Consider the following 22,304-nt stretch of genomic DNA (forward strand, 5'->3'; position numbering starts at 1 on the left):
GATCTACGATGGCGGTGATGTCACCGAGGAAAGCCGCGGCTCAGCGGGACGGCCAGTCCCTGCACGACCTGCTGGTCGAAACCGCCCAGAAGATGATCGCCACGCACGGGACGACCGGGATGACCGTGCGCGAGATCGCGCGCATGGCCGGCGTCGCCGACGGCGTGCTCTACAACCACTTCTCCGACAAGGAGGAGCTGGTGGCCCGGGCCTTGCTGGAGCACGTGCGCACGACGGAAGCGGAGCTGGGCGACCTGCCGGTGGCCGGGGAAGGCACCCTGGAGGGGAACCTCCACCGCCACCTGGAGTTCGGCCTCGCCCTGCACAAGGTGATCGTGCCGGCGTTCAGCGGCTTGGTCGGGCAGCCGAGGGTGCTGGAGCGGTTCGCGGAGATCAGTGAGCGATCCGGCTACTGGCGCGACCGCCTGCTGGCCTACCTCAAGGAGGAGCGCGCGCTGGGCAGGCTGCACCCGGAGTCCGAAGTGGATGCGGCCGCGGCCATGCTGGTCGGCTACTGCCACGCCTCGGTGCTGGCGGTGGTCTTCCCGCACACGGGCCCCCTCGACCCGCCCACGGTGGACTCGGTGGTGCGGGCGACGCTCCACGGCATCGCGCCGTAGCGCCCGATCCGCGGCGGCACCGCCGTGCGCCCCGGCACCACCTCGGTGCAGCGCGGCCTAAACCATCGGATTCCCGCCGGCCGTCGACTCCGGGACCTCCTGCACCACGTCCCAGTGCTCGACGATCCGCCCGTCCCGCACCCGCATGACGTCCGCGATCGCGCTCCCTCGCGACCCGGGTGTCAGCCGCATGAGGCTGTGCGTGCACACGAGGTCGTCCTCGGCCACGACCCGGCGCACCTCCAGGCTCAGCTCCGGGAACCGGACCACGAAGCCCGCCAGGTACTCGGCCGAGGCGTCGGCGCCGGCCGGGGCGTGCGGGTTGTGCTGGACGTAGTCGTCGCCGACGTACGCGGCGAAGGCGTCCGCCGGGCGCTTCTCGGTGAAGGCCGTCCGAAGGAAGGCGAGGACCACTTCCTTGTTCCGCTGGGTTTCCGTCATCACTGTCCGTCCTTTGTGGAATTCTCGACACCAAGTCCACCACTCGCACGACAGAAAGGGAAAGACCGATGGACTCTGCCGCGATACCCTCACGGTATGGACGACGTCGAGGTCCGTGAGCTGCGGTACTTCCGCGCGGTCGCCGAGGAGTTGAACTTCTCCCGCGCCGCCGAGCGGCTCGGGATGGCGCAGCCGCCGCTGTCACGCGCGATCCGGTTGCTGGAGCGGCGGTTGGGCGTCCAGCTCTTCGAGCGCACCAGCCGGCACGTCGCCCTGACACCGGCCGGGAAGGTCCTGCTCGCGGAGTCGGCGAAGGCACTGGACGCGGTCACCACCGCGGTCCGGCTCACCCGCCGGGCCGCGCAGCAGCCGGCGGCGCTCGTCGTCACCGCGAAACCCGGGGTGGCCACCGAACTGCTGCGGCGGATCGCCGACCGGCATCCGGACCCGGTCGAGATCCGGATCAGCGGGTTCGGCGAGCAGACGGGCTTGCTGCGTGACGGCCAGGCCGACGTGGCCTTGCTCGGCTGCCCGGGCGACCACGGTGATCTGGACGTCGAGGTGCTCTTCACCGAGCCTCGGGTCGCCGCGCTCCCGGCGCGGCACGAGCTGGCCGGCCGGTCCTCCTTGACCTGCGCGGACTTCACCGGGCGGGCGACGCCGTTCTGGCCGGGCGCGTCGGTCGCGGACCGGGCCTACTGGTCGGGCCGGGACGTGATCGGCGGCCCTGTCACGCCGGGGCCGGTGGTGCACGACAGCGCCCAGCTGCTGGAAACGGTCGCGCTCGGGCAGGCGATCGCGCTGCTGCCGGCGTCGTTCGCCGAAGGGCACCCGCGAACCGACATCGTCTACCGGCCGGTCGTCGACGCGACGCCGTACTCGCTCGCCCTCGCCTGGCCGGCGGGCGCGCGAGACCTGCGGATCGCGCGGTTCGTGCGGACCGCCGTCGAGGTCAGCGAAGCACTACCTCGACCGGATGCCGTCCCGGCGGGGTGACCGAGCGGATCACCGGCGGCACCCGCACGTCCTCGGCCTCGAACAGCACGCGCAGGTGCCCGAGGTCCGCCTCGGCCATCACTTCGGCCAGCTCGTCCGCGCGGGCGACGGCGTCCGGGGCGAGCACGGCGTCGTCGCCGAGGTCGCCCCAGAGGTCCCACAGGACCATCTCGTGCTTGTTCAGCGCGGCGAGGTCGAGCACGAGGTTGTGCCGCGCGTACGGCAGGCCGCGCAGGAACGGCGCGTCCAGGTCCGGCGAGACCACGAGCCGGGCCGGCTCGATGTCGCCCGAGCGGGCCGCGGCCCAGGCGTCCGCGCCGACCAGGAACCGGTCGCGAGGGACGTCCAGGAGGTCGAACTCGCCGAAGTCGTCCGGCAGCTGGGGTTCGACCAGGCGCCAGCCGTCGGGGGACCACACCTCCGCGACGACGTGGTCGAGGTACCAGCCCGGCATCAGGTAGCTCGCGAAGCCGACCCTGGCGCGCGCCGGGATGCCGTGGTGGCGGGCCATCGAGACGAACAGCAACGTGAAGTCGCGGCAGCAGCCGACGATCCGGTGCACCGGCGAACGCGGCGCACCGGGCGGAGCCGGGTCGAGTTCGCGCGGGCGCGCGAACATGTCCGACGCGTACCGCAGGTTGATCTCCTCGCCGCGCGAAGCCGGGAAGCCGTGCCGCGTGATGTCGCCCTGGGCCCAGTAGTGGAACACCAGCCCGGACGCCGCCCGGCGCAGAGCCGCGAGGTCGTGCGGAACACCGTCGAGCCACGACGACTGCGCGCCCGGGTCGGAGAAGCGGCTGTGGCCGACGTACCAGTTCATCGCCCCAGGCTACGAAAATTCAGCTCGCCTGCGTCGCGAGTTCGCCGCGGAACGTCGTGCGGTACGCGCTCGGCGACACGCCGAGTGCGACCTGGAAGTGCTGGCGCAGCGAGGCCGCCGTGCCGAACCCGGCCTCGGTGGCGACGCGGTCGACCGGCATGTCCGACTCCTCCAGCAGCTGGCGGGCGCGCTCGATCCGTTGCTGCGTCAGCCATTGCAGGGCCGAGATGCCGACCTCGTCGCGGAAGCGGCGGGTGAACGTCCGGGTGCTCATCGCCTCGCGGGCGGCGAGCTCGCGCAGGGTGAGCGGGCGGTGCAGGTTCTCCAGCGCCCACGCCCTCGCCGCCTTCGTCGACGACGTGCGGGGCTCGGGCACCGGCCGCCGGACGAACTGGGCCTGGCCGCCTTCGCGGTGCGGGGAGACCACCGTGCCGCGGGCGACGTCGTTGGCGACGGCCGCGCCGTGGTCGCGGCGGATCATGTGCAGCACCAGGTCGATCCCCGACGCGACGCCCGCGGACGTCAGGACGTTGCCGTCCTCGGTGTAGAGCACGCACGGGTCGACCCGGACCTCCGGGAACCGGCTCTGGAGCTCGTCGGCGGAGCGCCAGTGGGTCGTCGCGCGGCGGCCGTCGAGGAGTCCGGCCGCGGCGAGCACGAACGCGCCCGTGCAGATCGACGCGATCCGCGCGTCCCCCGGGATCCGCTCCAGCGCGGCCGCGAGGGGCGGGTTCAGCACGCGCGCCATCGGCTCGTACTCGGCCAGCGACGCCGGGACGATCACGGTGTCGGCCTCGGCCAGGACCTCGGGACCGCGGTCGACCGGGATGGTGAAGTCGGAGTCGGTGCGGACCGGGCCGGGTTCGAGGGTGCAGGTCACGACCTCGTACAGCGGTTCGCCCGACGCCGAGCGCGCCTGCCCGAAGAGGCGGTGGACGATGCCGAGCTCCATCACGAGCATGCCGTGCCTGACCAGCACGGCGACGTGGTGACGATCCGGGTGGGCAAAGGCGGCCATGGCTCGATTCTTGCACATGTTGTCCATCAGGCCACTCGATCAGGGCCGCGGTCCGCGTGACCATCGAGGTCATGAACGTTTTGTGGGTCTTCGCGCATCCCGAGCCGCGCTCGCTGAGCGGGGCCCTCCGTGACGACGGGCTCCGGACGCTGCGCGAGCTCGGTCACGCCGTCCGGGAGTCGGACCTGTACGCGATGAAGTGGAACCCGGTGGTCGACGCCGCCGACTTCGGTGCCGAGGCGGGCGACGAGCGGCTGGTCGTCGGGGCGACGTCGGCCCGCGCGCACGCCCGGGGCGAGCTGAGCCCGGACATCGTGGCCGAACAGGAAAAACTCGACTGGGCGGACGCGGTCGTCGTGCAGTTCCCGTTGTGGTGGTACGGCCTGCCCGCGATCCTCAAGGGCTGGTTCGACCGCGTGTTCGTGAAGGGCTTCGGCTACGGCGTCCGGGCGGAAGACGGCCGCACGCTGCGCTACGGCGAGGGCCGGCTCGCGGGCAAGCGCGCGATGGTGGTGCTCACCGCGGGCGCCCGCGAGCCCGCCATGGGCCCGCGCGGGGTGAACGGCGCGCTGGACGAGGTCCTCTTCCCGCTGCACCACGGGACGCTGTTCTACGCGGGGATGTCGGTCCTGGAGCCGGTCCCGGTCTTCGGCGCCGACCGCGTCTCGGCCGAGCACTTCGCCGACGCCCGGCAGCTCCTGCGCGAGCGCCTGCGCACGCTGGAGACGGCGGAGCCGATCCCGTTCCGCCCGCAGAACGGCGGCGACTACGACGACGACCTGGTCCTGCGCCCGGATCGCGCGCCCGGCGCGACGGGCCTGGCCATCCACCTCACCGGAAAGCCGTGAATGGCCCATCGAGGGACCTGACTTCCGTCAATGGGCCATTCACGGACTTACGCGGGCAGGGTGAGCCGCTGGCCCAGGCCGCCGTCGACCGGCAGGTCCGCTCCCGTCGTGAACGTCGCCTCGAACGCCAGGAACAGCACCGCCGCCGCGACTTCTTCCGGCGTGGCGTGCCTCTTGAGCGGGGTGATCTCGTCGCCCGCCGCCTTGAACTCCGCCAGCACCGAGGCGGGCACTCCCGTCACCCCCATCGTCGGGGTGTCCGTGTACCCCGGGCTGACCACGTTCACCCGGATCCCGCGCGGGGCCAGCTCGGCCGCGTACGTCAGCGCGAACGACCGCACCGCCGCCTTCGCCGCCGAATACGGGCCCATCCCGGCGATCCCCGCCCCGGCCGCCACCGACGTCGTGAACACGAAAGCCCCTCCCGGCCGCACCAAGCCCGCCAGCCGCTGGGCGGTGAAGTACGCGCCCTTCGCGTTGACGTCGAACGTGCGGTCGTAGATCTCCGGCGTCGCCTCCGAGTACGGCGTCAAAGTGGCGAAACCGACGTTGATGAACACCAGGTCCAGCGAACCGAGCTTGTCCGCGGCGACCGACGCCAGCTCGTCGATGTCGGCCATGCGGGAAGCGTCCGACGACAGCAGGTGCGCCGGCAGGTCCAGCCCCGACACGTCCCGGCCGGTCGCCAGCACCTCCGCGCCGCCGGCCAGCAACGCCCGCACCACCGCCAGCCCCATGCCGTGCGTGCCGCCCGTGACGACAGCCTTCTTCCCTTGATACTTCACCGGATCTCCTCGATGACGCTCGCGATCGCGTGCGCCCCGTGGCCCGCCGCCACCGCACGGTCGAACAGCTCCCGCACCGCTGCCGGGACCGAGAACCCGATCCCCTGCGCACGGCTGGTCTCCACCAGCAGACCCAGCCCGGCGGCGTTGATGTCCAAAGCGGACACGTCCGTCTCGTAGTTCCCGCTCGCGACCTGGGCGCCGATTCCCGGCAGGAACCCGCCGACCGCCGAGTGCCACGACAACGCCATCGGCGTGAACGTCGACGGCTCGACGCCCTCGGTGCCCACCAGCGCCAGCGCGTGCAGGTACCCGGCCATCGTCGACCACATGATCCCCAGCAGCGCCAGGTCGTACAGCGCCGCCAGCCCGGCGTCCTCGCCGAGGAACACCGGCTTCCCCAGCACCGACAACACCTCGCGCTGCGCCGAAAACACCGACGGCGAACCCGAGTAGAGGATCCGCGACTGCGCGGTCCCGATGCCCTGCGGCACCGCCATGATCACGCCGTCCACGTAGTCGATGCCCGCCGACGCAGCCCACGAAGCCACCTCGCGAGCCTGCGCGGGCGTCCCCGAAGTGAGGTTGACCAGCACCTTCGGCGTAGCGGCGGCCAGCACCGGCTGCTGACTGTCGTATGTGGACAGACAGCTGAGCACGACGTCCGCCGAGGACACCTCCGCCGGCGTGGCCGCTAGCCGCGCCCCGCGGTCGAGCAGCGGCCCCGCCTTGAGCGGCGACCGGTTCCACACCACGACGTCGTGGCCCGCCCCCAGCAACGCGCCGGCGAGGGCGGCACCCATCCACCCCAGGCCGAGCACACCCACCTGTTTCTTGCTTTCTCCCATGCCGATCATGCTGCGGGCGCGCTTTACCATGGACAAGTACCGACTATTAAGTCAGGTACTCACCAAAACGTAAGGATCCTGCATGCTGGCGAGAAGCTACCGCTGCGGACTGGACGCGGCGATCGACGTGGTGGGCGGCCGCTGGAAGGCCCTGATCCTGTGGGCGCTGCACGCCGAGCCGCTGCGGTTCGGCGAGCTGAAGCGGAAGGTGTCCGGGATCAGCGAGAAGATGCTGATCCAGGCGCTGCGGGAGCTGGAGGCGGACGAGGTCGTGCACCGCGAGGTGTTCCACGAGATCCCGCCGAAGGTCGAATACTCGCTGACCGATCTGGGTCAGCGGCTGAACACCGCGTTGCTGCCGCTGGGCGACTGGGGCGAGGAGAACATGGCCGACATCGCGAAGCGCCGGGGCGTCACGCCCGCGCCGTCGCATACTCCTTGAGCGTGATCGCGTTGCCCGCCTTGAGCGGCAGCTCCTCGATCACCTTGCGCCACGGCAGGTACGGCAGCAGCTTGTAGTTCAGGTTGCGCATCCGGATCCAGCCCCGGGTCGGCGGGACGAACCACTTCCCGTTGCCCTGGGCCAGTTTCTGGCAGACCTCGGCGAAGCCGCGCATCTCGGTTTCGTACGCGCCGAACGCGCGCCGGTGGTCGCCGCCCGCGGCCGCGAGCTCGCCCGCCAGCACGTACGCGCCGACGATCGCGAGGCTCGTCCCCATGCCCGAGAGCGGCGCCGCGCAGTACGCGGCGTCGCCGACCAGCGCGACGCGGCCGCGGGAGTACGAGTCGAGCACGATCTGGCTGGCCGAGTCGAAGTAGAAGTCCGGCGCTTCGCGCATCGCCTCGAGCAGCGTCGAAGTCTCCCAGCCGACACCCTCGAACGTCTCCTCGACGATCCGCCGCTGCTGCTCGACGTCGCGGGGGTCGTAGTCGATCGGCGGCGAGCCGAACCAGAACAGCGCCTTCGCCTCCGCGTTGTCCCGCGCGCTGTAGACGCCGACGGTGCGGTTCGGCTCGTTGTAGAACCGGCCGGCGTGGTCGAGGCCGAGGTGGTTCGGCACGGTGAAGATCGAGACGTGGTAGCCGAGGTCGCGGCGGTACCAGGACTCGTCGCCGAAGACCAGTGAGCGCACGGTGGAGTGCAGCCCGTCGGCCCCGATGACCAGGTCGAACTCGCGCGGAGCGCCGTGTTCGAAGGTGACCGTGACGCCGTCGTCGCGGTCGAGGACGCCGGTGATCGCGTCGCCGAAGACGTACTCGACGTCGTCCATCGTGGCTTCGTGGAGGATCCGCGACAGGTCGCCGCGCATGATCTCCAGCTCGCCGCTCTGGAACGTCGGGGGCGTGACGACCAGCGGCCGGTCTTCACTGTCCACATAGGTCACTTCGCCCATCCGGGTCGCGGCCGCTTCGACCTGCTCCAGCAGGCCCATCCGGTCGAGGACCCGCAGGGACGCGCCGCGGAAGTCGACCGCGTAGCCGCCGTCGCGCAGTTCGGGGGCGCGTTCGACGACCGTCGGCGTGCAGCCGTGGCGGTGGAGCCAGAAGGCGAGGGCGGGACCGGCGACGCCGGCGCCGGAGATGAGGACTCGTCGATTCGTCATGCCGAGAACCATAACCGCGATTTGGGCGATCGCGCAAGACGATCGTCTAAGGCGATCGTGCTAGGCTCTGGACATGGGCAACAAGGAAGCACTGCTGGCCGGCGCGAAGCGCTGCCTGAACGAGAAGGGCTACGCCCGCACGACCGTGCGGGACCTGGCCTCGGCGGCGAACGTGAGCATGGCCGCCATCGGCTACCACTTCGGTTCACGGGAAGCACTGCTCAACACCGCGCTGATCGAGGCGAACGAGGAGTGGGGCGAGACGCTGGCCAAGGTGCTGCAGGTCGAGACACCGGCGGGCACGGCACCGGCCGAACGGTTCGAGCTGATCTGGCGGCGGGTCATCGAGTCGTTCGACGAGCACCGCCGGATGTGGGCGGTGAGCATGGAGGCGTACTCGCAGCCGGACCTCGACCCCGAAGTGCGCGCGCAGCTGGCCGACGCCCTGGAGCTGGCCCGCTTCGGGCTGGCCAACCTCTTCCAGGGCCTCGACGACGACGGCGACGAGGCCCGGGCCGTCGGCACCGTGCACCAGGCCCTGCTCTCGGGCGTGATGCTGCAGTGGCTGATCGACCCGGACCGCGCGCCGTCGGGCGCCGACCTCGTCCGCGGCCTGCACCTGATCGCGACGGACGTCCTGACCTAGGCGGTCACCAGGTCCGCGCCGGTGAAGAAGGTCGCCGCCGCGGACATCGCGTCGGCGTCCAGGAGCACGTCGCCGGGGCGGCTGCCGTTCCCCAGGAGCACGCCGCCCCAGTTCATGCCCAGGTACTCCGCGCACAGCTCGAGCGTGCCGATCAGCGGCTGGGCCTCGCGCGCCGTCTCGCTCAGGACGCTCACGCCCCACAGCGACTTGCCGCGCATCTTCGGCTTGAAGTCGACCGGCAGCCGCATCCAGCCCGACCAGTAGTCCAGGTAGAGCTTCACGCTCGCCGCGACCGAGTACCAGTACACCGGCGACACGACGACGATGTCGGTCGCGGCGAACGTCGCGTCCATCAGCAGCTGCTCGTTCTCCCCCGGCGCCGGGTGCTCGCCGGCGCCGTGGCGGCGGTCTTCGAACGGCGGCAGCGGCAGCTCGGGCAGCCGGAGCCACCGCTGTTCGGCGTCGCGAGGCAGCTCCCTCGCCGCCCGCCGGGCCAGCATCTCCGTGTTCCCGCCGGCCCGCGCCGCGCCGACCAGGAAGAGAAAGCTCCGCGTCATCTCAGGATCCCCTCAGTTATTTGCATGTACATATAAAGACTGTCCCTGGACTATGCTGGCTGTCAAGAGGAGGGCGGGAGATGACCGTCGACGAACAGTCCTGGGGACGCATGCTCGTGCTGCACGCCCGCATCGAGCAGGACCTGGGGAAAGCCCTGCAACGAAGGCACGGGCTCGGCCTGTCCGAGTACCGCGCGCTCGGCAAGCTGGTCGCGGGCCCGCGCGGCGGCCTGCGGATGCAGGAGCTCGCCGAGGCGATCGGGCTCAACCAGAGCTCGGTCAGCCGGATGTGCGCCCGCCTCGAGGACGCCGGCCTGACCATCCGCGATCTGTGCGAAGACGACCGCCGCGGCGTCTACTCGGTGATCACCGACGCCGGCCGCAAGCGCTACGCCGAGACCGAGCCGACGTACTGCTCGGTGCTGCGGACCTCGCTCGACAAGGCCGCGAGCGACCCGGAGCTCGCCGCCGCGGTCAGCGCCGTCCGCGGCGCTTGACCCTTATATGCCTCAGTGGTTATATACAGGCATGCCCGCGAAGCTGCTGACCGTCGATGACCGCCCTGTCCTGCGGCTGGAACGCCGTCTGAAGCACGCGCCCGAGAAGGTCTGGCACGCCATCACGGACCCGGACGAGCTCGCGCACTGGTTCCCGGCGAAGGTGGACGTCGAGCTGCGCGACGGCGGCGCCATCCGGTTCACCTTCCCCGGCCAGGACACGTCGACGACCGGGCACGTCGTCACCGCCGACCCGCCGCGCGAGTTCACGTTCGTCTGGAACGACGACACCCTGCGCTGGCTGATCTCCCCCGACGGCGACGGCAGTCTCCTGGAGTTCACCCACACGTTCGGCCGCGGCGAACCGGCGATCGCGAAGCTCGCCGCGGGCCGCACCGCGAGCGGCTGGGACGTCTGCCTCGACGCCCTCGACGCGCGCCTGTCCGGCCGCGACTTCGAGCAGCCGAAGGAGTGGCACGGCCGGATGGCGTCCTATGTGGAGGAATTCGGGCTCGGCTTCGGCGAAGTCCTGCCGGACGGCACGATCCGCTTCCGCCGCGACCTCGTGTGGAAGCCGGTGGACGAGGTCCGGGCGCTGCTCCCCGACGAACCCGGCTGGCACGTGCTGCAGGATCCCCTCGAAGGCACCCGCGTCGAGTTCACCGAGCCCGCGCCCGGCGACGTCGTCGCGGAGCTGGCCAGGCGGCACGAGCAGCTCGACAAGCTGTTCGCCGCCACGCACGACGTCGACCTGCCGGACTGGACGCCCGAGCACGCCGAGGCCGTGAAGAAGCACTACGCGGAGCGTCCGACCCAGGGTTGACGCGCGGCGCCGGAGTCCGCATTACGTTCGGTGCATGCGAATCCGCGTGGTGCTGGACGTGCTGGCGGTCCTGGTGCTGGCGATCGGGGCCGGCGGCAACCTCGCCGCCGGCGCGTGGGCGCTGCCGCCGTGGCTGCCCGCGTGGCTCGGCTGGACCATCATGCTGGCGAGCGTCACCCCCATCCTGCTGCGGCGCTGGTGGCCGCGGCCCGCCTACGTCCTGGCGCTGGCGCTGACCGCGGCGGCCGTGCCGATCGGCGGGCCCGTGCTCGCGATCGCCGTCGTGTCGGCCGGGTGCGCGCTCTACACCTTCGTCGTGTGCCGGGGCAGCCGCGCTTCGCGGGTCGGGTTCGCGGCCGGGCTGCTCGCGATCGGCCTGTTCGGGGTCGCGGTGCCGAACCCGAGCACCGTCACCACCGTGAACTTCGGGGCGTCGGCGCTGATCGTCGGGTTCGCGCTCGGCATCGCCGTCCACGGCCGCCGCGAGTACGCCGCCGCCGAACGGGAAAACCACGCGCGGGAAGCGGTTTCCGCGGAACGGCTGCGGATCGCCCGCGAGATGCACGACGTCGTCGCGCACAGCATGAGCCTGATCGCGGTGAAGGCGGCGGTCGGCAACCACGTCGCGCTCGAACAGCCCGCCGAAGCGCGGGAAGCGTTGCGCGTCATCGAAGACACCAGCCGCGAGACGCTGGCCGAGCTGCGGCGGATGCTGGGCGTGCTGCGCGACGGCACCGGCGTCCCGGCCCTGGCGCCCGCCCCGACCCTCCAGGACCTGCGCGCGCTCGCCGAACGCGCGGAGCAGGCGGGCCCGTCCGTCGACCTCGCCGTCGACGGTCTCGACGAGCTGCCGGGCGGCGTCGGCCAGTCGGTGTACCGGATCGTGCAGGAGGCACTGACCAATGTGGTCAAGCACGCGGGCGCGACGACGTGCCGGATCCGCGTCACGGGCGGCGACGGCGAGGTGAGCATCGAGGTCCGCGACGACGGCCGCGGCGGCACCGCGACCCCGGGCCACGGCCTGATCGGGATGCGCGAGCGCGTGGCCGTCTACGGCGGCGAGTTCTCCGCTGGCCCCTCCGGCGACGGTTTCCGCGTGTTCGCGCGGCTCCCCTACGAGACGGCGGTGGCCCGGTGACCCGCGTCCTGATCGCCGACGACCAGGCGTTGCTGCGCGGCAGCTTCCGGGTGCTGGTCGACAGCGCACCGGGCCTGGAGGTGGTCGGCGAGGCATCGGACGGCGTCGAGGCGGTCGCGCTGACGCGGCGCGAGAAGCCGGACGTCGTGCTGATGGACGTTCGGATGCCGTCGATGGACGGCATCGAGGCGACGCGCCGGATCTGCGCGGAGTCGGCGGTCCGGGTGCTGATGCTGACGACGTTCGACCTCGACGAGTACGTGTACGCGGCTTTGCGCGCCGGTGCGAGCGGGTTCCTCCTGAAGGACACGCGGCCGGCGGATCTGCTTTCGGCGATCGAGATCGTGGCTTCGGGGGACGCGCTGCTGGCGCCGTCGGTGACCCGGCGGCTGGTGTCGGAGTTCGCGCGGCTGCCGACGGGCCCGGTGAAACGGCTGGAGGGCGTGACGGCGCGCGAGCAGGAGGTGCTGGCGCTGATCGCGCGGGGGTTGTCGAACGACGAGATCGCGGCGCGGCTGCACCTGGGGATCGCGACGGTGAAGACCCACATCGGGAGGCTGCTGCACAAACTGGCGGCGCGCGACCGGGCGCAGCTGGTGATCGTGGCGTACGAGTCCGGCCTGGTCCGCGCCACCCCGTCGTGAGTGTTTAGGGCGGTTCTAACCGCCCTAAACACTCACGACCGCCTTAGCCGAGCGCGCGGGTTAACGGAGCGAAGCGGAGTGAGGCATCGCCGGGGAGCGGGCGGCCGTCCAGGACCAGGCGAGGTGCCGGCGGTCCCGGGCGCAGCCCGCGTTCCCGAAGCCACGTCGTGAACGACGGAAACCGGTCGTCCGGGTCCACGCGGACCTCGCCCGGCACCGACCTCGCCACCCCGCGGATCACCGCCTTGGCCGCGTCCTCCGACTCCGCGACCACCGGGCCGATCACCGTCACGTGCCCGATGTCCACCCCGAACGCGAAGCCGCCGTCCACCACGTACGGCGTCCCCAGCCGCTCCAGCAGCGGCCGCCGGTCGACGCCCTGGGCGCGCAGGTCCAACGGCAACACCGAAGCCAACGACCCCGGCAAAGCAGCCGGCCCGCCGTCGTCGGCGAAGGTCCCGACGTGCCCCTGGCACCCACCGTCGAGCGTGAACCCCATCGACTCGTACAGCGGCCGGCCGTACGTCGACGCGTGGAGCCAGACCACCCGGTCGCCCGCCGCCGCAAGCGCTTGCGCGGTGATCGCGCGGCCCAGTCCCCGCCGCTCGTACCGGGGCGCGACCAGCACCATCGAGATCGACGCCACCGTCCCGAACGACACCACCGCCGCGCCCGCCGCGAGCCCGCCACCAGGGGCATCCACCCCGAACAGCTGCCCCACCTCGTGCAGCAGCCGCCACTTCGCGGGCTCGCGCGGCCACGACCGCGACTCGGCCAAGTCGGAACACGCCGGCAGGTCGGCGGCACCCAGCGTCCGGATCTCCATGGACGTTGCCTACGCCACACGCGAAGTGACCGACAAGTAGTTAAGCTCCCGGGAATGAGCAGTGCGACGGAGCCGCTCGGGACGCCGCCCGAGGACGAACCGGACATCCACACCACGGCCGGCAAGCTGGCCGACCTGTATCGCCGCTACGACGAGGCGGTGCACGCGGGCTCGGCCCGCGCGGTGGAGAAGCAGCACGCCAAGGGCAAGAAGACCGCGCGCGAGCGGATCGAGCTGCTGCTCGACGAGAACTCGTTCGTCGAGCTCGACGAGCTCGCCCGGCACCGCTCGACCAACTTCGGCCAGGAGAAGAACCGCCCCTACGGCGACGGCGTCGTCACCGGCTACGGCACCGTCGACGGCCGCCCGGTGTGCGTGTTCAGCCAGGACGTGACGATCTTCGGCGGCAGCCTCGGCGAGGTGTACGGCGAGAAGATCGTCAAGGTCATGGACCTGGCGATCAAGACCGGCCGCCCGATCGTCGGCATCAACGAGGGCGGTGGCGCGCGCATCCAGGAAGGCGTCGTCTCGCTCGGGCTCTACGGCGAGATCTTCCGCCGCAACGTGCAGGCGTCCGGCGTCATCCCGCAGATCTCGCTGATCATGGGCGCGAACGCGGGCGGCCACGTCTACTCCCCCGCGCTGACCGACTTCGTCGTGATGGTCGACGAGACCTCGCAGATGTTCATCACCGGCCCGGACGTCGTCAAGACGGTCACCGGCGAGGACGTCACCTTCGAGGAGCTCGGCGGCGGCCGCACCCACAACACGAAGTCCGGCGTCGCGCACTACCTCGGCAACGACGACGAAGACGCCATCGCCTACGTCAAGGAACTGCTCTCCTACCTGCCGCAGAACAACCTGTCGGACGCGCCGGTGTTCGAGCCGTCGGACGCGCCCGCCGGCTTCTTCGACGACGTCACCGATTCCGACCGTGAGCTCGACACACTCATCCCGGACTCGCCGAACACGCCCTACGACATGCACGAGGTCATCAACCGCGTCGTCGACGACGGCGAGTTCCTCGAGGTCCACGAGCTGTTCGCGCCGAACATCATCGTCGGCTTCGGCCGCGTCGACGGCCAGAGCGTCGGCGTCGTCGCCAACCAGCCGACGCAGTTCGCGGGCTGCCTCGACATCGACGCGTCCGAGAAGGCCGCGCGGTTCGTCCGCACCTGCGACGCCTTCAACATCCCGGTGCTCACCTTCGTCGACGTCCCGGGCTTCCTCCCGGGCACCGACCAGGAGTGGAACGGCATCATCCGCCGCGGCGCGAAGCTGATCTTCGCCTACGCGGAGGCCACGGTTCCCCTGGTCACGATCATCACGCGCAAGGCGTACGGCGGCGCGTACGACGTCATGGGCTCCAAGCACCTCGGCGCCGACATCAACCTCGCCTGGCCGACCGCGCAGGTCGCGGTGATGGGCGCCCAGGGCGCGGCGAACATCGTCCACCGCAAGACGCTGGCGAACGCGGCCAACGAGGGCAAGGACGTCGACGCCCTGCGCGCCGAGCTGATCCAGGAGTACGAGGACACGCTGCTGAACCCGTACGCGGCGGCCGAGCGCGGCTACGTCGACTCGGTGATCGTGCCGGCGCACACCCGCGGGCACGTCGCGCGGGCGCTGTCGCTGCTGCGCAACAAGCGCGAGTCGCTGCCGCCCAAGAAGCACGGGAACATCCCGCTGTGAGCGAAGAAAAGCCCCTGCTGAGGGTGGTCCGCGGAAACCCGAGCGACGCCGAACTGGCGGCGCTGACGGCGGTCGTCGCCGCGGCGTCGGCCGCGAAGGCGCCGAAGAAGCCGAAACCGCGTACGTCGTGGTGGGGCGATCACGCCGCTTCGCTGCGTAAGCCGCTCCACCCCGGCGAAGGTGCTTGGCGCGCTTCGGGTTTCCCCAGCTAGCTCACGGTGACGGCGGTGTCGTCGACGACGAAAGACGTCTGCAACTGTGAGCCCTCTACGCCGCTGAAGCTGAGCGTCACGGACTGGCCCGCGTACGCGGACAACGAGAAGCTTCGCTGCTGATACCCGCCGGCCGCGTTCAGGTTGCTGTACGTCGCCAACGTCGTGCTGCCCGCCTTGACCGTCAGCTTGTCGTACGCGGTCGTGCCCGTCTCCGCCGTGTCGATGTGCAGCCAGAACGTGAACGTGTAGGCCGAACACCCGCTCGGCAGCGTCACGGTCTGGCTGACGGTGTCGGTGTGGGCCGAGCCGTAGCCGTCGAGCCAGGCGCTCCACGTCCCGGTGCGGGCCGGCTCGTCGGTGCCGTGCTGGCCGATCACGCTCGCCGACGCCGTCCACGCCGTGGCCCCCGACTCGAAGCCCGGGTTGGCGAGCAACTGCCCGGCGGTGCACCCGCTCGGCGGCGGGGTGGTGGTGCCGCTGCCCGCGAGCCACGCCGTCGCGTTCAGGCCGAGCGCCGCGTTGTCGGCCGTCGAGTCCGTCCAGCCGTTGTAGAGCGTGTTGCCGGACTGGCCGGTGCCGTCGTCGATCGTCGAGCTGTCGCCCCAGATCGCGACGCGGCCGGAACCGAACGTGCTGGTCACGAAGAAAGCGTTGGAGTTCCCCGGTGACGACGTGCTCAGGTACGCGAGGCCCTTGACCGAGGCGTTGTCGGCCGGCTTGAGGGTGAACGTCGTGCCGTTGGCGATCAGGCTGTGCTTCACCGTGCCGAAAGCGCCGTTGAGCACGGGGTTCGTCGAGTCGCTGATGGCCACCGGGTGGTCGCTGGAGATGTTCTTCAGGTCGACCGAGAAGCCGAACGGGTCGGTGTTGTCGACGCCGTTGTTCGTCATCAGGTCGTTGATGATCTCCGGGGAGTCCCAGCCGTCGTTGTTGCGGTCGCTGCCGGTGTGGTCGGAAATGAGGAACAGCCCGCCGCCGTTCTGGACGAACCGCATGACGGCGGCCTTTTCGGACGCGCTGAGCACGACGTTCGGTTCGGGCAGCACGAACTCGTCGAAGTTCTGCAGGTCCAGGGCACTGCCGGTGCCGTAGGTGATGGTGTTGCCCGCCGGCAGCGTCTTCAGGCTGTACTGCCCGGTCTTCTGCAGCGCGACACCCCACGCCGAAAGTGCGCCGGTCCAGTCGGTTTCCTTCTGCGGCGCGGAGTTCTGCGCCGTCGGGTCGGGCTGGGAGGTGCCGACGATCCAGTCGGCGTTGCCGGCGGTCTCGGCCTTGGTGTTGTCGAAGAGAACGCGGTGGACGGCGGCGGCGTGCGCGGGGGCGGCGGCGAGCAGGCCCGCGGCGAGCGCGGCGACGGCGACGGGGATGAGGCGCTTCATGGTGCTCCTCGGCGAAGGGGACCTGGGCGACATCACTGTGACGAGTGGAAACGACGGGGTACGGGACCGGCCGGTGAACTTCCGGCAACGTACCTCCGCCACGGCCCGACGAAAGTCGGGTTCAGACCACGTCCAGGAACACCGTCGGAACCTCGTTGTCCCGAACCACCCGGCCCAGCAGCGCCGCGAGCCGGTCGCGGTCCGGGGCGGGCAGGCCGGCCGCCAGCTCGTCCACGCGCCGGCACGTCGCCGCGTAGAACTCCTCCGCGAGGTCGCGGCCTTCCTCCGTCAGCACCACGCGCACCGCCCGCCGGTCGTCCGGGTCGGGCTCGCGGCGCACGAGCCCGCGCCGGACCGCGCGGTCGACGAGGCCCGTCAAGCTGGACTTCTCGAGGCCGAGCGTCGCGCCCAGCTCCCCCATCCCGTACGGCTGCGCCATCAGCACGCACAGCAGCTGCCCCTGTTGCACGGTCAGCCCGTACTCGCGGGCGGACTCGGCGTAGACAGCGTTCACCAGGAACGACGCCCGCACGAGCCCCGCCACCACGCCGAGGTCCTCCCCGCGTTTCCCCATCGCGCCAGCCTACTTCGCGACGGCTTCCCGCACGGCGGGCACGATCTCCTCGGCCCAGCGCGCGGCGGAACCCGGGTCGGGGGTGGTGCCACCCGGCCCGAACAGCACGAACCCGGCGGCGTCGTGCTCCAGCACCGCGCCGGTCAGCTCCTCGATCCACTGGTCCGGGGAGCCGCCGATCCAGCGTCCGTCGTCGGTGCGGGTGTTCCGCAGCGGCTCGGCCGTGATGCGGCCGGGGAAGTTGTAGACGGTGGCGATGTCAGCGGGATCGCGACCGGCTTCGGCCGCGGCCTCGTCGATCAGCGGGCGGGAGGTGCGGTAGCGCTCGCTGAGCCAGTCGGCGGCGTGGCCGGGCATCCAGCCGTCGGCCACGCGCCCGGTGACGGCCAGGGACTTCGGCCCGACCGAGCCGGTCCACACCGGCGGCATCGCTTCTTCGGCCGGGTCCAGGTTCGTGACCTGGTAGAACTCGCCGTCGAAGGTGACGGGCCCGCCGCCCCCGCCGAGCAGTTTGACCAGCCGGATGCCCTCCTCGAAGGCGCGGACGGCCTGCCCCAGGGTGAGCTTGGTGAACCCGAGCCGCGCGATGTCGCCCCAGAGCCCGCCGACGCCCATCCCGAGCACGATCCGGCCACCGGTCAGCGCGGACAGCGAGGTGACGGTCCGGGCGAGCATCGACGCCGGGCGCGTCGGCAGGTTGGTGACGCTGACCAGGCCGGAGATCCGTTCGGTGCGCCCTAGCAGGACACCGATTTCGGCGTACGCGTCGAGCCGGTCGGCGTGGTAGGGGTGATCGGACACGGTGAGCAGGTCGAGCCCGGCGCGGTCGGCCTGGACGGCGAGCTCCAGGGTGCCCGGAACGGCCGCGACCGCCGTGGACACGCCGATGCCGAAGTGGGTCATGATTCCTCCCAGTATTAGTTCGTGTTACGAACCGACTACACATAGTTCTTAGCACGAACTAATACTGGTCCGCCACGCCGCCGAAGTGCCCGGCGGATATTCGGTTCCCTCCGGGCGGCGCCGCGGCTAACGTAGTTCTCGCCCGGTGCGGCGGTGAGGGTTACTCCTCCGGTATCCCTTGGGTTCGAATCCCGAAAACCTTCACCACTTCGATCTCGGGCACACCAACGCACTCCCGGTGCGGGAAAGATCTCGGGAGCCGCGGCCACACCGATGCCCGGTGCGCAGGCGAGGGTTACTTCCTTGTAATGGGCAGGTCGGGGGTTCGAATCCCTCCCGGACCACTTCCGGTCCGGTAGCTCAGCCCGGCAGAGCAGCAAACGTACCTTCACCGACTTCGATCTCGGGCATCGCCGTGGCCGCGGCTCCCCCATCACGAGGGGGAGAAATGAGCAGGTTCACCACCGCCCGCGCGCCCGCCGCGACCTCACCGGTCCGCGGCGAGGCCACGCCGTCCGCCGTCACCCACGAGGGCGGCGCCGGTTACGCGCGCGACGCCCGGTCCGAGCTCTTCCTGCTCGCCGTCACGAACATGGTCGGCGAGCACACCTTCTACGAGCCGGCCGGCGCGCGCGACACCCGCTACGCCGAGCTCGTCCACGCCGCGACCCTCGAGGATCCACAGTGGACGGCTCGGTTCCTGCGCTGGCTGCGGACCGAGGCGAACCTGCGCACCGCGTCGCTCGTCGGCGCGGCCGAGTTCGCCAAGGCGCGGCGCGACGCCGGGCTCGACGGGCTCGGCCGCCAGGTCGTCGCCGACGTCCTGCAGCGGGCCGACGAGCCCGGCGAGCTGCTCGCGTACTGGACTTCCGTGCACGGCAAGAACATCCCGAAGCCGGTCAAGCGCGGCGTGGCCGACGCGGCGCGGAAGCTCTACGACGAGCGCTCCTACGTCAAGTGGGACTCGGCGGCGCGGGCGTTCCGCTTCGCCGACGTCCTCGAGCTGACGCACCCGGCGAACCGCGACTCCGCCCAGGCCGAGCTGTTCAAGCACGTCCTCGACGAGCGGCACGACCGCGGGAACCCGCTGCCGGACGCGCTCCGGGTGCTGCGCGCCCGCGCCGAGCTGGCGGCGTGGGACGGGCCGCGCCGGCGTGCGCTGTTCGGGCAGCCGGACGCGGCGGACGTCCTGCGCGCGGCGGGCATGACGTGGGAGTCGGTCGCCGGCTGGCTGCAGGGCCCCTGGACGCGCGCGTCTGGGAGGCGCTGATCCCGTCCATGGGCTACATGGCGCTCTTGCGGAACTTGCGGAACTTCGACGAGACCGGCGTCTCGGACGAGGTCGCGCAGCGCGTCGCCGCGCGGCTCGCCGACCCGGCGCAGGTCGCGAAGTCGCGGCAGCTGCCGATGCGGTTCCTCTCGGCCTACCGCGCGGCGCCGTCGCTGCGCTGGGCGTGGGCGCTGGAGCAGGCGATCGCGCACTCGCTGGCGAACGTGCCTCGGCTGCCCGGCCGGACGCTCGTGCTCGTCGACACCTCGACGTCGATGAACACGGGCTTCAGCCGCGACGGCACCCTGCTGCGCTGGGACGCCGCCGCGGTCTTCGGGCTCGCGCTGGGTCGCCGGTGCGCCGACGCCGACGTCGTGTCGTTCTCGGACCGCCTGGTGGGCGGCACGCGCACCAAGACGTTCGCGCTGCGTCCGGGCGGGTCGCTGCTGAGCGACGTCGAGCGCTGGAAGTCCGGCGGGTTCTTCCTCGGCGGCGGCACGAACACGGCCGGCGCGGTGCGGAGGCACTTCGCGAAGCACGACCGCGTCGTCATCCTCACCGACGAGCAGGCCGGCTACGACGACGTCGGGCAGGCGCTGCCCGCGCACGTGCCGCTGTACACGGGGAACCTGGCCGGTTACCGGTACGGCCACGCGCCGTCCGGCACCGCGCACCGGCACACGTTCGGCGGCCTGACCGACCAGGCGTTCCGGATGATTCCCCTGCTCGAGGCGGGCAGGAACGCCGACTGGCCGTTCTGAGAGAAGCCGCGGAGGCCCCCATGACGGGATCATGGGGGCCTTCACGCTGTGCACGGACCGTCACCGGATTGACCGTGGACCGGCCGCTAGTCTGCGCCGTATAGTCCACGTGGAATAAACGACCTGGAGTCATCCGAAGGGACTAACGATCATGGCCTCGGCCAAGCTGACCCCACTCGGCCTCGCCGTGCTGGAGCTGCTCCACGAGAAGCCCATGCACCCGTACGAGATGGCCTCGCTGATGCGCGAGCGGTACGTCAGCACCCGCGTCAACGTGAAGGCCGGGTCGCTCTACCACACCGTGGAACGCCTCCAGCGCAACGGTTTCATCGAGGTCGTCGACACGCAGCGCGACGGCAGGCGGCCCGAACGGACCGTCTACGGCATGACCCAGGCCGGCCTCGACGAGTTCAACCAGCGTGGCCGCGAGCTGCTGGGCGACCTCGCCGACGAGTTCCCCGCGTACCTGTCCGGGCTCGCCGTGATCGACGAGCTCGGCAAGGAGACGTCGCTGCTCGAGCTCGAACACCGGATCACGCGGCTGCGCGCCGGCGTCGCGGCCGACCAGGCCGTGCTGGAGCGCCTCGCCGAGGACCGGACGCCGCCCATCTACTGGCTCGACTGGCAGTACAAGTGCGACCAGCGGAAGTTCGAGCTCGAGTGGACCGTGCGCCTGCACGAAGACCTGAAGTCCGGGCGGATCCCGTTCCAGGACAGCGACCAACCGAAGCTCACGCTCATCACCGAGGAAGACGACGATGAACGCAAGACAAGCTAACCCGTGGGCCGCGCTGGGCGCGCTGTGCCTCGGCTTCTTCATGATCCTGCTCGACACGACGATCGTGTCGATCGCGATCCCGACCATGCTGCGCGAGCTGAACGCCGGGCTGAACTCGGTCGTCTGGGTGATCAGCGTCTACCTGCTCACCTACGCCGTGCCGATGCTGTTCACCAGCCGCCTCGGTGACCGCTTCGGCCCGAAGCGCGTGTTCCTCGCCGGGCTGGTCGTGTTCACCGGCGCGTCGCTGTGGTGCGGCCTGTCCGGCAACGTCGAGATGCTGATCGCCGCGCGCGCCGTGCAGGGCCTCGGCGCCGCGCTGATGACGCCGCAGACGCTGGCGTTCATCACGCACCTGTTCCCGCCCGCCAAGCGCGGCCCGGCGATGGGCATGTGGGGCGGCGTCGCCGGCCTGGCGACGATCGCCGGCCCGCTGCTCGGCGGTGTGCTGGTCGACCACCTCGGCTGGGAGTGGATCTTCTACGTCAACGTGCCGATCGGCGTGATCGCCATCGTCATGACGCTGCTGCTGGTACCGGACTGGCAGCCGAAGCACTCGCACTCGTTCGACGTGCTCGGCATCGTGCTGTCGAGCTTGGCGCTGCTCTGCATCGTGTTCGGCGTCCAGAACGGCCAGCAGTACGACTGGGGCGCCGCCTGGGGCGGGATCACGGTGTTCGAGATCATCGGCGCCGGCGTGCTGCTGCTGATCGCGTTCGTGGTGTGGCAGCGGGTCAACAAGCGCGAGCCGCTGCTGCCGCTGAAGGTGTTCTCGAACCGCAACTTCTCGGCGGGCACGCTCACGGCGACGACCGTCGGCTTCGCGATGACCGGCATGTTCCTGCCGCTGGTGATCTACATCCAGTCGGTGCTCGGGCTCAGCCCGACGATGGCGGGCCTGCTGACCGCGCCGATGTCGCTGCTGTCGGGGATCGTGGCGCCGTTCGTCGGGCACCTGTCGGACAAGGTGAACGGCAAGTACCTGGTGATGTTCGGGCTGACGGCACTGGCGGCGGGGCTGGGCATCATCGCGCTGCAGGCGTCGCCGACCAGCAGTCCGTGGAGTTTCATCCCGGCGCTGCTGGTGTGCGGGCTCGGGATCGGCTGCATCTTCTCGCCGATGAGCAACATGACGATGGGGTCGGTGGAACCCCGGCTGGCCGGGACGGCTTCGGGGATCTTCAACACTTCCCGTCAGGTCGGGGGCGTCCTCGGGTCCGCGGCGATCGGCGTGCTGCTGCAGGCGCAGGTCAGCTCGTCCATCGCGGACGAGGCCACGAAGGCGGCCGCGCAGCTGCCGGAGCAGTACCGGGCGCCGTTCGCGGAAGGTATCGCGAAAGCCGCGGCGAGCACCGGTGAGTTCGGGTCGGCCGGCGGGTCGTCGCCGATGCCGGGCCTGCCCGCCGAGGTCGCCGCGCAGGCGGGGAAGCTGGCCACCGACGCCGTCCACAGTGGACTCACCGACGCCGCCCGCGTGACGATGCTGCTGCCGATGGCGGTGCTGCTGCTCGGCGTGCTCTCGGCCGCCGTGCTGCGGCGGGTGCAGCCGAGCTGGCAGGCGCCCGCACCGGCTCCCGAGGCCGCCGCGGCCTGAGCACGGACGTGGAGGCCTCCGCTCCGG

The 22,304-nt window shown here is 71.1% G+C and carries 24 protein-coding genes and 1 pseudogene; 14 read left to right on the forward strand and 11 right to left on the reverse strand.

Annotation, left to right across the window (positions count from 1 at the left end; translation table 11 throughout):
• Nucleotides 1–8 precede the first annotated feature (8 nt).
• On the forward strand, nucleotides 9–620 hold the full coding sequence (locus tag QRX60_RS06475; protein WP_332845828.1) for a TetR/AcrR family transcriptional regulator: 612 nt from the start codon (nucleotides 9–11) through the stop codon (nucleotides 618–620).
• A 57-nt stretch (nucleotides 621–677) separates the two neighbouring features.
• On the opposite strand, the gene QRX60_RS06480 is transcribed toward QRX60_RS06475, so the two are convergent.
• Nucleotides 678–1,061, reverse strand: coding sequence for a nuclear transport factor 2 family protein (locus QRX60_RS06480; protein WP_285999888.1), 384 nt, complete (start codon nucleotides 1,059–1,061; stop codon nucleotides 678–680).
• 96 nt (nucleotides 1,062–1,157) lie between these two features.
• On the opposite strand from QRX60_RS06480, the gene QRX60_RS06485 reads away from it, so the two are divergent.
• Nucleotides 1,158–2,057: a LysR family transcriptional regulator gene (locus QRX60_RS06485; RefSeq protein ID WP_285999889.1), complete on the forward strand. Its 900-nt coding sequence runs from the start codon at nucleotides 1,158–1,160 to the stop codon at nucleotides 2,055–2,057.
• On the opposite strand, the gene QRX60_RS06490 is transcribed toward QRX60_RS06485, so the two are convergent.
• Both QRX60_RS06490 and QRX60_RS06495 read right to left on the reverse strand, forming a co-directional pair.
• Entirely contained in the window at nucleotides 2,014–2,877 is an 864-nt protein-coding gene (locus QRX60_RS06490; RefSeq protein ID WP_285999890.1) for a transglutaminase-like domain-containing protein, read from the reverse strand. The genes QRX60_RS06485 and QRX60_RS06490 overlap by 44 nt on opposite strands.
• A gap of 19 nt (nucleotides 2,878–2,896) precedes the next feature.
• A complete protein-coding gene (locus QRX60_RS06495; protein WP_285999891.1) occupies nucleotides 2,897–3,895 on the reverse strand; it encodes a GlxA family transcriptional regulator in 999 nt (332 codons plus the stop codon).
• A 71-nt stretch (nucleotides 3,896–3,966) separates the two neighbouring features.
• Here QRX60_RS06495 and QRX60_RS06500 point away from each other — a divergent pair, with 71 nt between their 5' ends.
• Nucleotides 3,967–4,743, forward strand: coding sequence for an NAD(P)H-dependent oxidoreductase (locus tag QRX60_RS06500; protein ID WP_285999892.1), 777 nt, complete (start codon nucleotides 3,967–3,969; stop codon nucleotides 4,741–4,743).
• Between the two features lie 47 nt (nucleotides 4,744–4,790).
• Here QRX60_RS06500 and QRX60_RS06505 read toward each other — a convergent pair whose 3' ends face one another.
• Nucleotides 4,791–5,528 (reverse strand): SDR family oxidoreductase, encoded by a 738-nt coding sequence (locus QRX60_RS06505; protein WP_285999893.1) that lies wholly within the window; start codon nucleotides 5,526–5,528, stop codon nucleotides 4,791–4,793.
• On the reverse strand, nucleotides 5,525–6,376 hold the full coding sequence (locus QRX60_RS06510) for an NAD(P)-dependent oxidoreductase (RefSeq protein WP_285999894.1): 852 nt from the start codon (nucleotides 6,374–6,376) through the stop codon (nucleotides 5,525–5,527). The genes QRX60_RS06505 and QRX60_RS06510 overlap by 4 nt, the downstream gene beginning before the upstream one ends.
• Before the next feature lie 82 nt (nucleotides 6,377–6,458).
• Here QRX60_RS06510 and QRX60_RS06515 point away from each other — a divergent pair, with 82 nt between their 5' ends.
• Nucleotides 6,459–6,818 (forward strand): winged helix-turn-helix transcriptional regulator, encoded by a 360-nt coding sequence (locus tag QRX60_RS06515; RefSeq protein ID WP_285999895.1) that lies wholly within the window; start codon nucleotides 6,459–6,461, stop codon nucleotides 6,816–6,818.
• On the opposite strand, the gene QRX60_RS06520 is transcribed toward QRX60_RS06515, so the two are convergent.
• Entirely contained in the window at nucleotides 6,790–7,980 is a 1,191-nt protein-coding gene (locus tag QRX60_RS06520; protein WP_285999896.1) for an FAD-dependent monooxygenase, read from the reverse strand. The two genes, QRX60_RS06515 and QRX60_RS06520, sit on opposite strands and share 29 nt — an antisense overlap.
• A 73-nt stretch (nucleotides 7,981–8,053) precedes the next feature.
• On the opposite strand from QRX60_RS06520, the gene QRX60_RS06525 reads away from it, so the two are divergent.
• A complete protein-coding gene (locus QRX60_RS06525; RefSeq protein ID WP_285999897.1) occupies nucleotides 8,054–8,626 on the forward strand; it encodes a TetR/AcrR family transcriptional regulator in 573 nt (190 codons plus the stop codon).
• Here the strand turns inward: QRX60_RS06525 and QRX60_RS06530 are convergent.
• Nucleotides 8,623–9,183: a flavodoxin family protein gene (locus QRX60_RS06530; RefSeq protein WP_285999898.1), complete on the reverse strand. Its 561-nt coding sequence runs from the start codon at nucleotides 9,181–9,183 to the stop codon at nucleotides 8,623–8,625. The two genes, QRX60_RS06525 and QRX60_RS06530, sit on opposite strands and share 4 nt — an antisense overlap.
• Before the next feature lie 80 nt (nucleotides 9,184–9,263).
• On the opposite strand from QRX60_RS06530, the gene QRX60_RS06535 reads away from it, so the two are divergent.
• Genes QRX60_RS06535 through QRX60_RS06550 form a run of 4 tightly spaced genes read left to right on the forward strand, consistent with a single transcriptional unit; the run spans nucleotide 9,264 to nucleotide 12,285 of the window.
• Nucleotides 9,264–9,680 carry a MarR family winged helix-turn-helix transcriptional regulator gene (locus tag QRX60_RS06535; RefSeq protein ID WP_285999899.1) on the forward strand — a complete coding sequence of 139 codons (417 nt, stop codon included), beginning with the start codon at nucleotides 9,264–9,266 and terminating at the stop codon, nucleotides 9,678–9,680.
• Between the two features lie 31 nt (nucleotides 9,681–9,711).
• Nucleotides 9,712–10,503, forward strand: coding sequence for an SRPBCC family protein (locus QRX60_RS06540; RefSeq protein ID WP_285999900.1), 792 nt, complete (start codon nucleotides 9,712–9,714; stop codon nucleotides 10,501–10,503).
• 34 nt (nucleotides 10,504–10,537) lie between these two features.
• The gene (locus tag QRX60_RS06545) at nucleotides 10,538–11,641 is read left to right on the forward strand and encodes a sensor histidine kinase (RefSeq protein ID WP_285999901.1); all 1,104 of its coding nucleotides are present in this window, start codon (nucleotides 10,538–10,540) and stop codon (nucleotides 11,639–11,641) included.
• Nucleotides 11,638–12,285, forward strand: coding sequence for a response regulator (locus QRX60_RS06550; RefSeq protein WP_285999902.1), 648 nt, complete (start codon nucleotides 11,638–11,640; stop codon nucleotides 12,283–12,285). Before QRX60_RS06545 ends, QRX60_RS06550 begins: the two co-directional genes overlap by 4 nt.
• 43 nt (nucleotides 12,286–12,328) lie before the next feature.
• Here QRX60_RS06550 and QRX60_RS06555 read toward each other — a convergent pair whose 3' ends face one another.
• Complete coding sequence (locus QRX60_RS06555; protein WP_285999903.1) at nucleotides 12,329–13,111, reverse strand: GNAT family N-acetyltransferase; 783 nt, start codon at nucleotides 13,109–13,111, stop codon at nucleotides 12,329–12,331.
• Between the two features lie 54 nt (nucleotides 13,112–13,165).
• Here QRX60_RS06555 and QRX60_RS06560 point away from each other — a divergent pair, with 54 nt between their 5' ends.
• Together QRX60_RS06560 and QRX60_RS06565 are read left to right on the forward strand one after the other, a co-directional pair.
• On the forward strand, nucleotides 13,166–14,803 hold the full coding sequence (locus QRX60_RS06560; RefSeq protein ID WP_285999904.1) for an acyl-CoA carboxylase subunit beta: 1,638 nt from the start codon (nucleotides 13,166–13,168) through the stop codon (nucleotides 14,801–14,803).
• On the forward strand, nucleotides 14,800–15,015 hold the full coding sequence (locus QRX60_RS06565; protein WP_285999905.1) for an acyl-CoA carboxylase subunit epsilon: 216 nt from the start codon (nucleotides 14,800–14,802) through the stop codon (nucleotides 15,013–15,015). Before QRX60_RS06560 ends, QRX60_RS06565 begins: the two co-directional genes overlap by 4 nt.
• On the opposite strand, the gene QRX60_RS06570 is transcribed toward QRX60_RS06565, so the two are convergent.
• The 3 genes from QRX60_RS06570 to QRX60_RS06580 form a co-directional block, all read right to left on the reverse strand.
• Nucleotides 15,012–16,397 (reverse strand): hypothetical protein, encoded by a 1,386-nt coding sequence (locus tag QRX60_RS06570; protein WP_285999906.1) that lies wholly within the window; start codon nucleotides 16,395–16,397, stop codon nucleotides 15,012–15,014. The genes QRX60_RS06565 and QRX60_RS06570 overlap by 4 nt on opposite strands.
• A gap of 121 nt (nucleotides 16,398–16,518) precedes the next feature.
• Nucleotides 16,519–16,971, reverse strand: coding sequence for a MarR family winged helix-turn-helix transcriptional regulator (locus tag QRX60_RS06575; RefSeq protein ID WP_285999907.1), 453 nt, complete (start codon nucleotides 16,969–16,971; stop codon nucleotides 16,519–16,521).
• Nucleotides 16,972–16,980: 9 nt separating this feature from the next.
• Nucleotides 16,981–17,874 (reverse strand): LLM class flavin-dependent oxidoreductase, encoded by an 894-nt coding sequence (locus QRX60_RS06580; protein ID WP_285999908.1) that lies wholly within the window; start codon nucleotides 17,872–17,874, stop codon nucleotides 16,981–16,983.
• Between the two features lie 448 nt (nucleotides 17,875–18,322).
• Between QRX60_RS06580 and QRX60_RS06585 the strand changes: the two are divergent.
• The 3 genes and pseudogenes from QRX60_RS06585 (at nucleotide 18,323) to QRX60_RS06595 (ending at nucleotide 22,277) form a co-directional block, all read left to right on the forward strand.
• Nucleotides 18,323–19,905, forward strand: a pseudogene (locus QRX60_RS06585) (TROVE domain-containing protein).
• Nucleotides 19,906–20,056: 151 nt separating this feature from the next.
• Nucleotides 20,057–20,683, forward strand: a complete 627-nt coding sequence (locus QRX60_RS06590) for a PadR family transcriptional regulator (protein ID WP_285999909.1) — start codon at nucleotides 20,057–20,059, stop codon at nucleotides 20,681–20,683.
• Nucleotides 20,664–22,277, forward strand: a complete 1,614-nt coding sequence (locus tag QRX60_RS06595) for a DHA2 family efflux MFS transporter permease subunit (protein ID WP_285999910.1) — start codon at nucleotides 20,664–20,666, stop codon at nucleotides 22,275–22,277. The genes QRX60_RS06590 and QRX60_RS06595 overlap by 20 nt, the downstream gene beginning before the upstream one ends.
• Nucleotides 22,278–22,304: the final 27 nt, after the last annotated feature.

Origin of the sequence: Amycolatopsis mongoliensis, assembly GCF_030285665.1 — a bacterium.
Lineage (GTDB): Bacteria > Actinomycetota > Actinomycetes > Mycobacteriales > Pseudonocardiaceae > Amycolatopsis > Amycolatopsis mongoliensis.

Bases quoted from the DNA above. Each gene is read 5' to 3' on its own strand.
- QRX60_RS06590 (WP_285999909.1), top strand. From the start codon at position 20,057: ATGGCCTCGGCCAAGCTGACCCCACTCGGCCTCGCCGTGCTGGAGCTG.
- QRX60_RS06490 (WP_285999890.1), bottom strand. From the start codon at position 2,877: ATGAACTGGTACGTCGGCCACAGCCGCTTCTCCGACCCGGGCGCGCAG.
- QRX60_RS06535 (WP_285999899.1), top strand. From the start codon at position 9,264: ATGACCGTCGACGAACAGTCCTGGGGACGCATGCTCGTGCTGCACGCC.
- QRX60_RS06570 (WP_285999906.1), bottom strand. From the start codon at position 16,397: ATGAAGCGCCTCATCCCCGTCGCCGTCGCCGCGCTCGCCGCGGGCCTG.
- QRX60_RS06520 (WP_285999896.1), bottom strand. From the start codon at position 7,980: ATGACGAATCGACGAGTCCTCATCTCCGGCGCCGGCGTCGCCGGTCCC.
- QRX60_RS06495 (WP_285999891.1), bottom strand. From the start codon at position 3,895: ATGGCCGCCTTTGCCCACCCGGATCGTCACCACGTCGCCGTGCTGGTC.
- QRX60_RS06575 (WP_285999907.1), bottom strand. From the start codon at position 16,971: ATGGGGAAACGCGGGGAGGACCTCGGCGTGGTGGCGGGGCTCGTGCGG.
- QRX60_RS06555 (WP_285999903.1), bottom strand. From the start codon at position 13,111: ATGGAGATCCGGACGCTGGGTGCCGCCGACCTGCCGGCGTGTTCCGAC.
- QRX60_RS06580 (WP_285999908.1), bottom strand. From the start codon at position 17,874: ATGACCCACTTCGGCATCGGCGTGTCCACGGCGGTCGCGGCCGTTCCG.
- QRX60_RS06485 (WP_285999889.1), top strand. From the start codon at position 1,158: ATGGACGACGTCGAGGTCCGTGAGCTGCGGTACTTCCGCGCGGTCGCC.
- QRX60_RS06540 (WP_285999900.1), top strand. From the start codon at position 9,712: ATGCCCGCGAAGCTGCTGACCGTCGATGACCGCCCTGTCCTGCGGCTG.
- QRX60_RS06560 (WP_285999904.1), top strand. From the start codon at position 13,166: ATGAGCAGTGCGACGGAGCCGCTCGGGACGCCGCCCGAGGACGAACCG.
- QRX60_RS06515 (WP_285999895.1), top strand. From the start codon at position 6,459: ATGCTGGCGAGAAGCTACCGCTGCGGACTGGACGCGGCGATCGACGTG.
- QRX60_RS06545 (WP_285999901.1), top strand. From the start codon at position 10,538: ATGCGAATCCGCGTGGTGCTGGACGTGCTGGCGGTCCTGGTGCTGGCG.
- QRX60_RS06525 (WP_285999897.1), top strand. From the start codon at position 8,054: ATGGGCAACAAGGAAGCACTGCTGGCCGGCGCGAAGCGCTGCCTGAAC.
- QRX60_RS06595 (WP_285999910.1), top strand. From the start codon at position 20,664: ATGAACGCAAGACAAGCTAACCCGTGGGCCGCGCTGGGCGCGCTGTGC.
- QRX60_RS06480 (WP_285999888.1), bottom strand. From the start codon at position 1,061: ATGACGGAAACCCAGCGGAACAAGGAAGTGGTCCTCGCCTTCCTTCGG.
- QRX60_RS06475 (WP_332845828.1), top strand. From the start codon at position 9: ATGGCGGTGATGTCACCGAGGAAAGCCGCGGCTCAGCGGGACGGCCAG.
- QRX60_RS06510 (WP_285999894.1), bottom strand. From the start codon at position 6,376: ATGGGAGAAAGCAAGAAACAGGTGGGTGTGCTCGGCCTGGGGTGGATG.
- QRX60_RS06530 (WP_285999898.1), bottom strand. From the start codon at position 9,183: ATGACGCGGAGCTTTCTCTTCCTGGTCGGCGCGGCGCGGGCCGGCGGG.
- QRX60_RS06500 (WP_285999892.1), top strand. From the start codon at position 3,967: ATGAACGTTTTGTGGGTCTTCGCGCATCCCGAGCCGCGCTCGCTGAGC.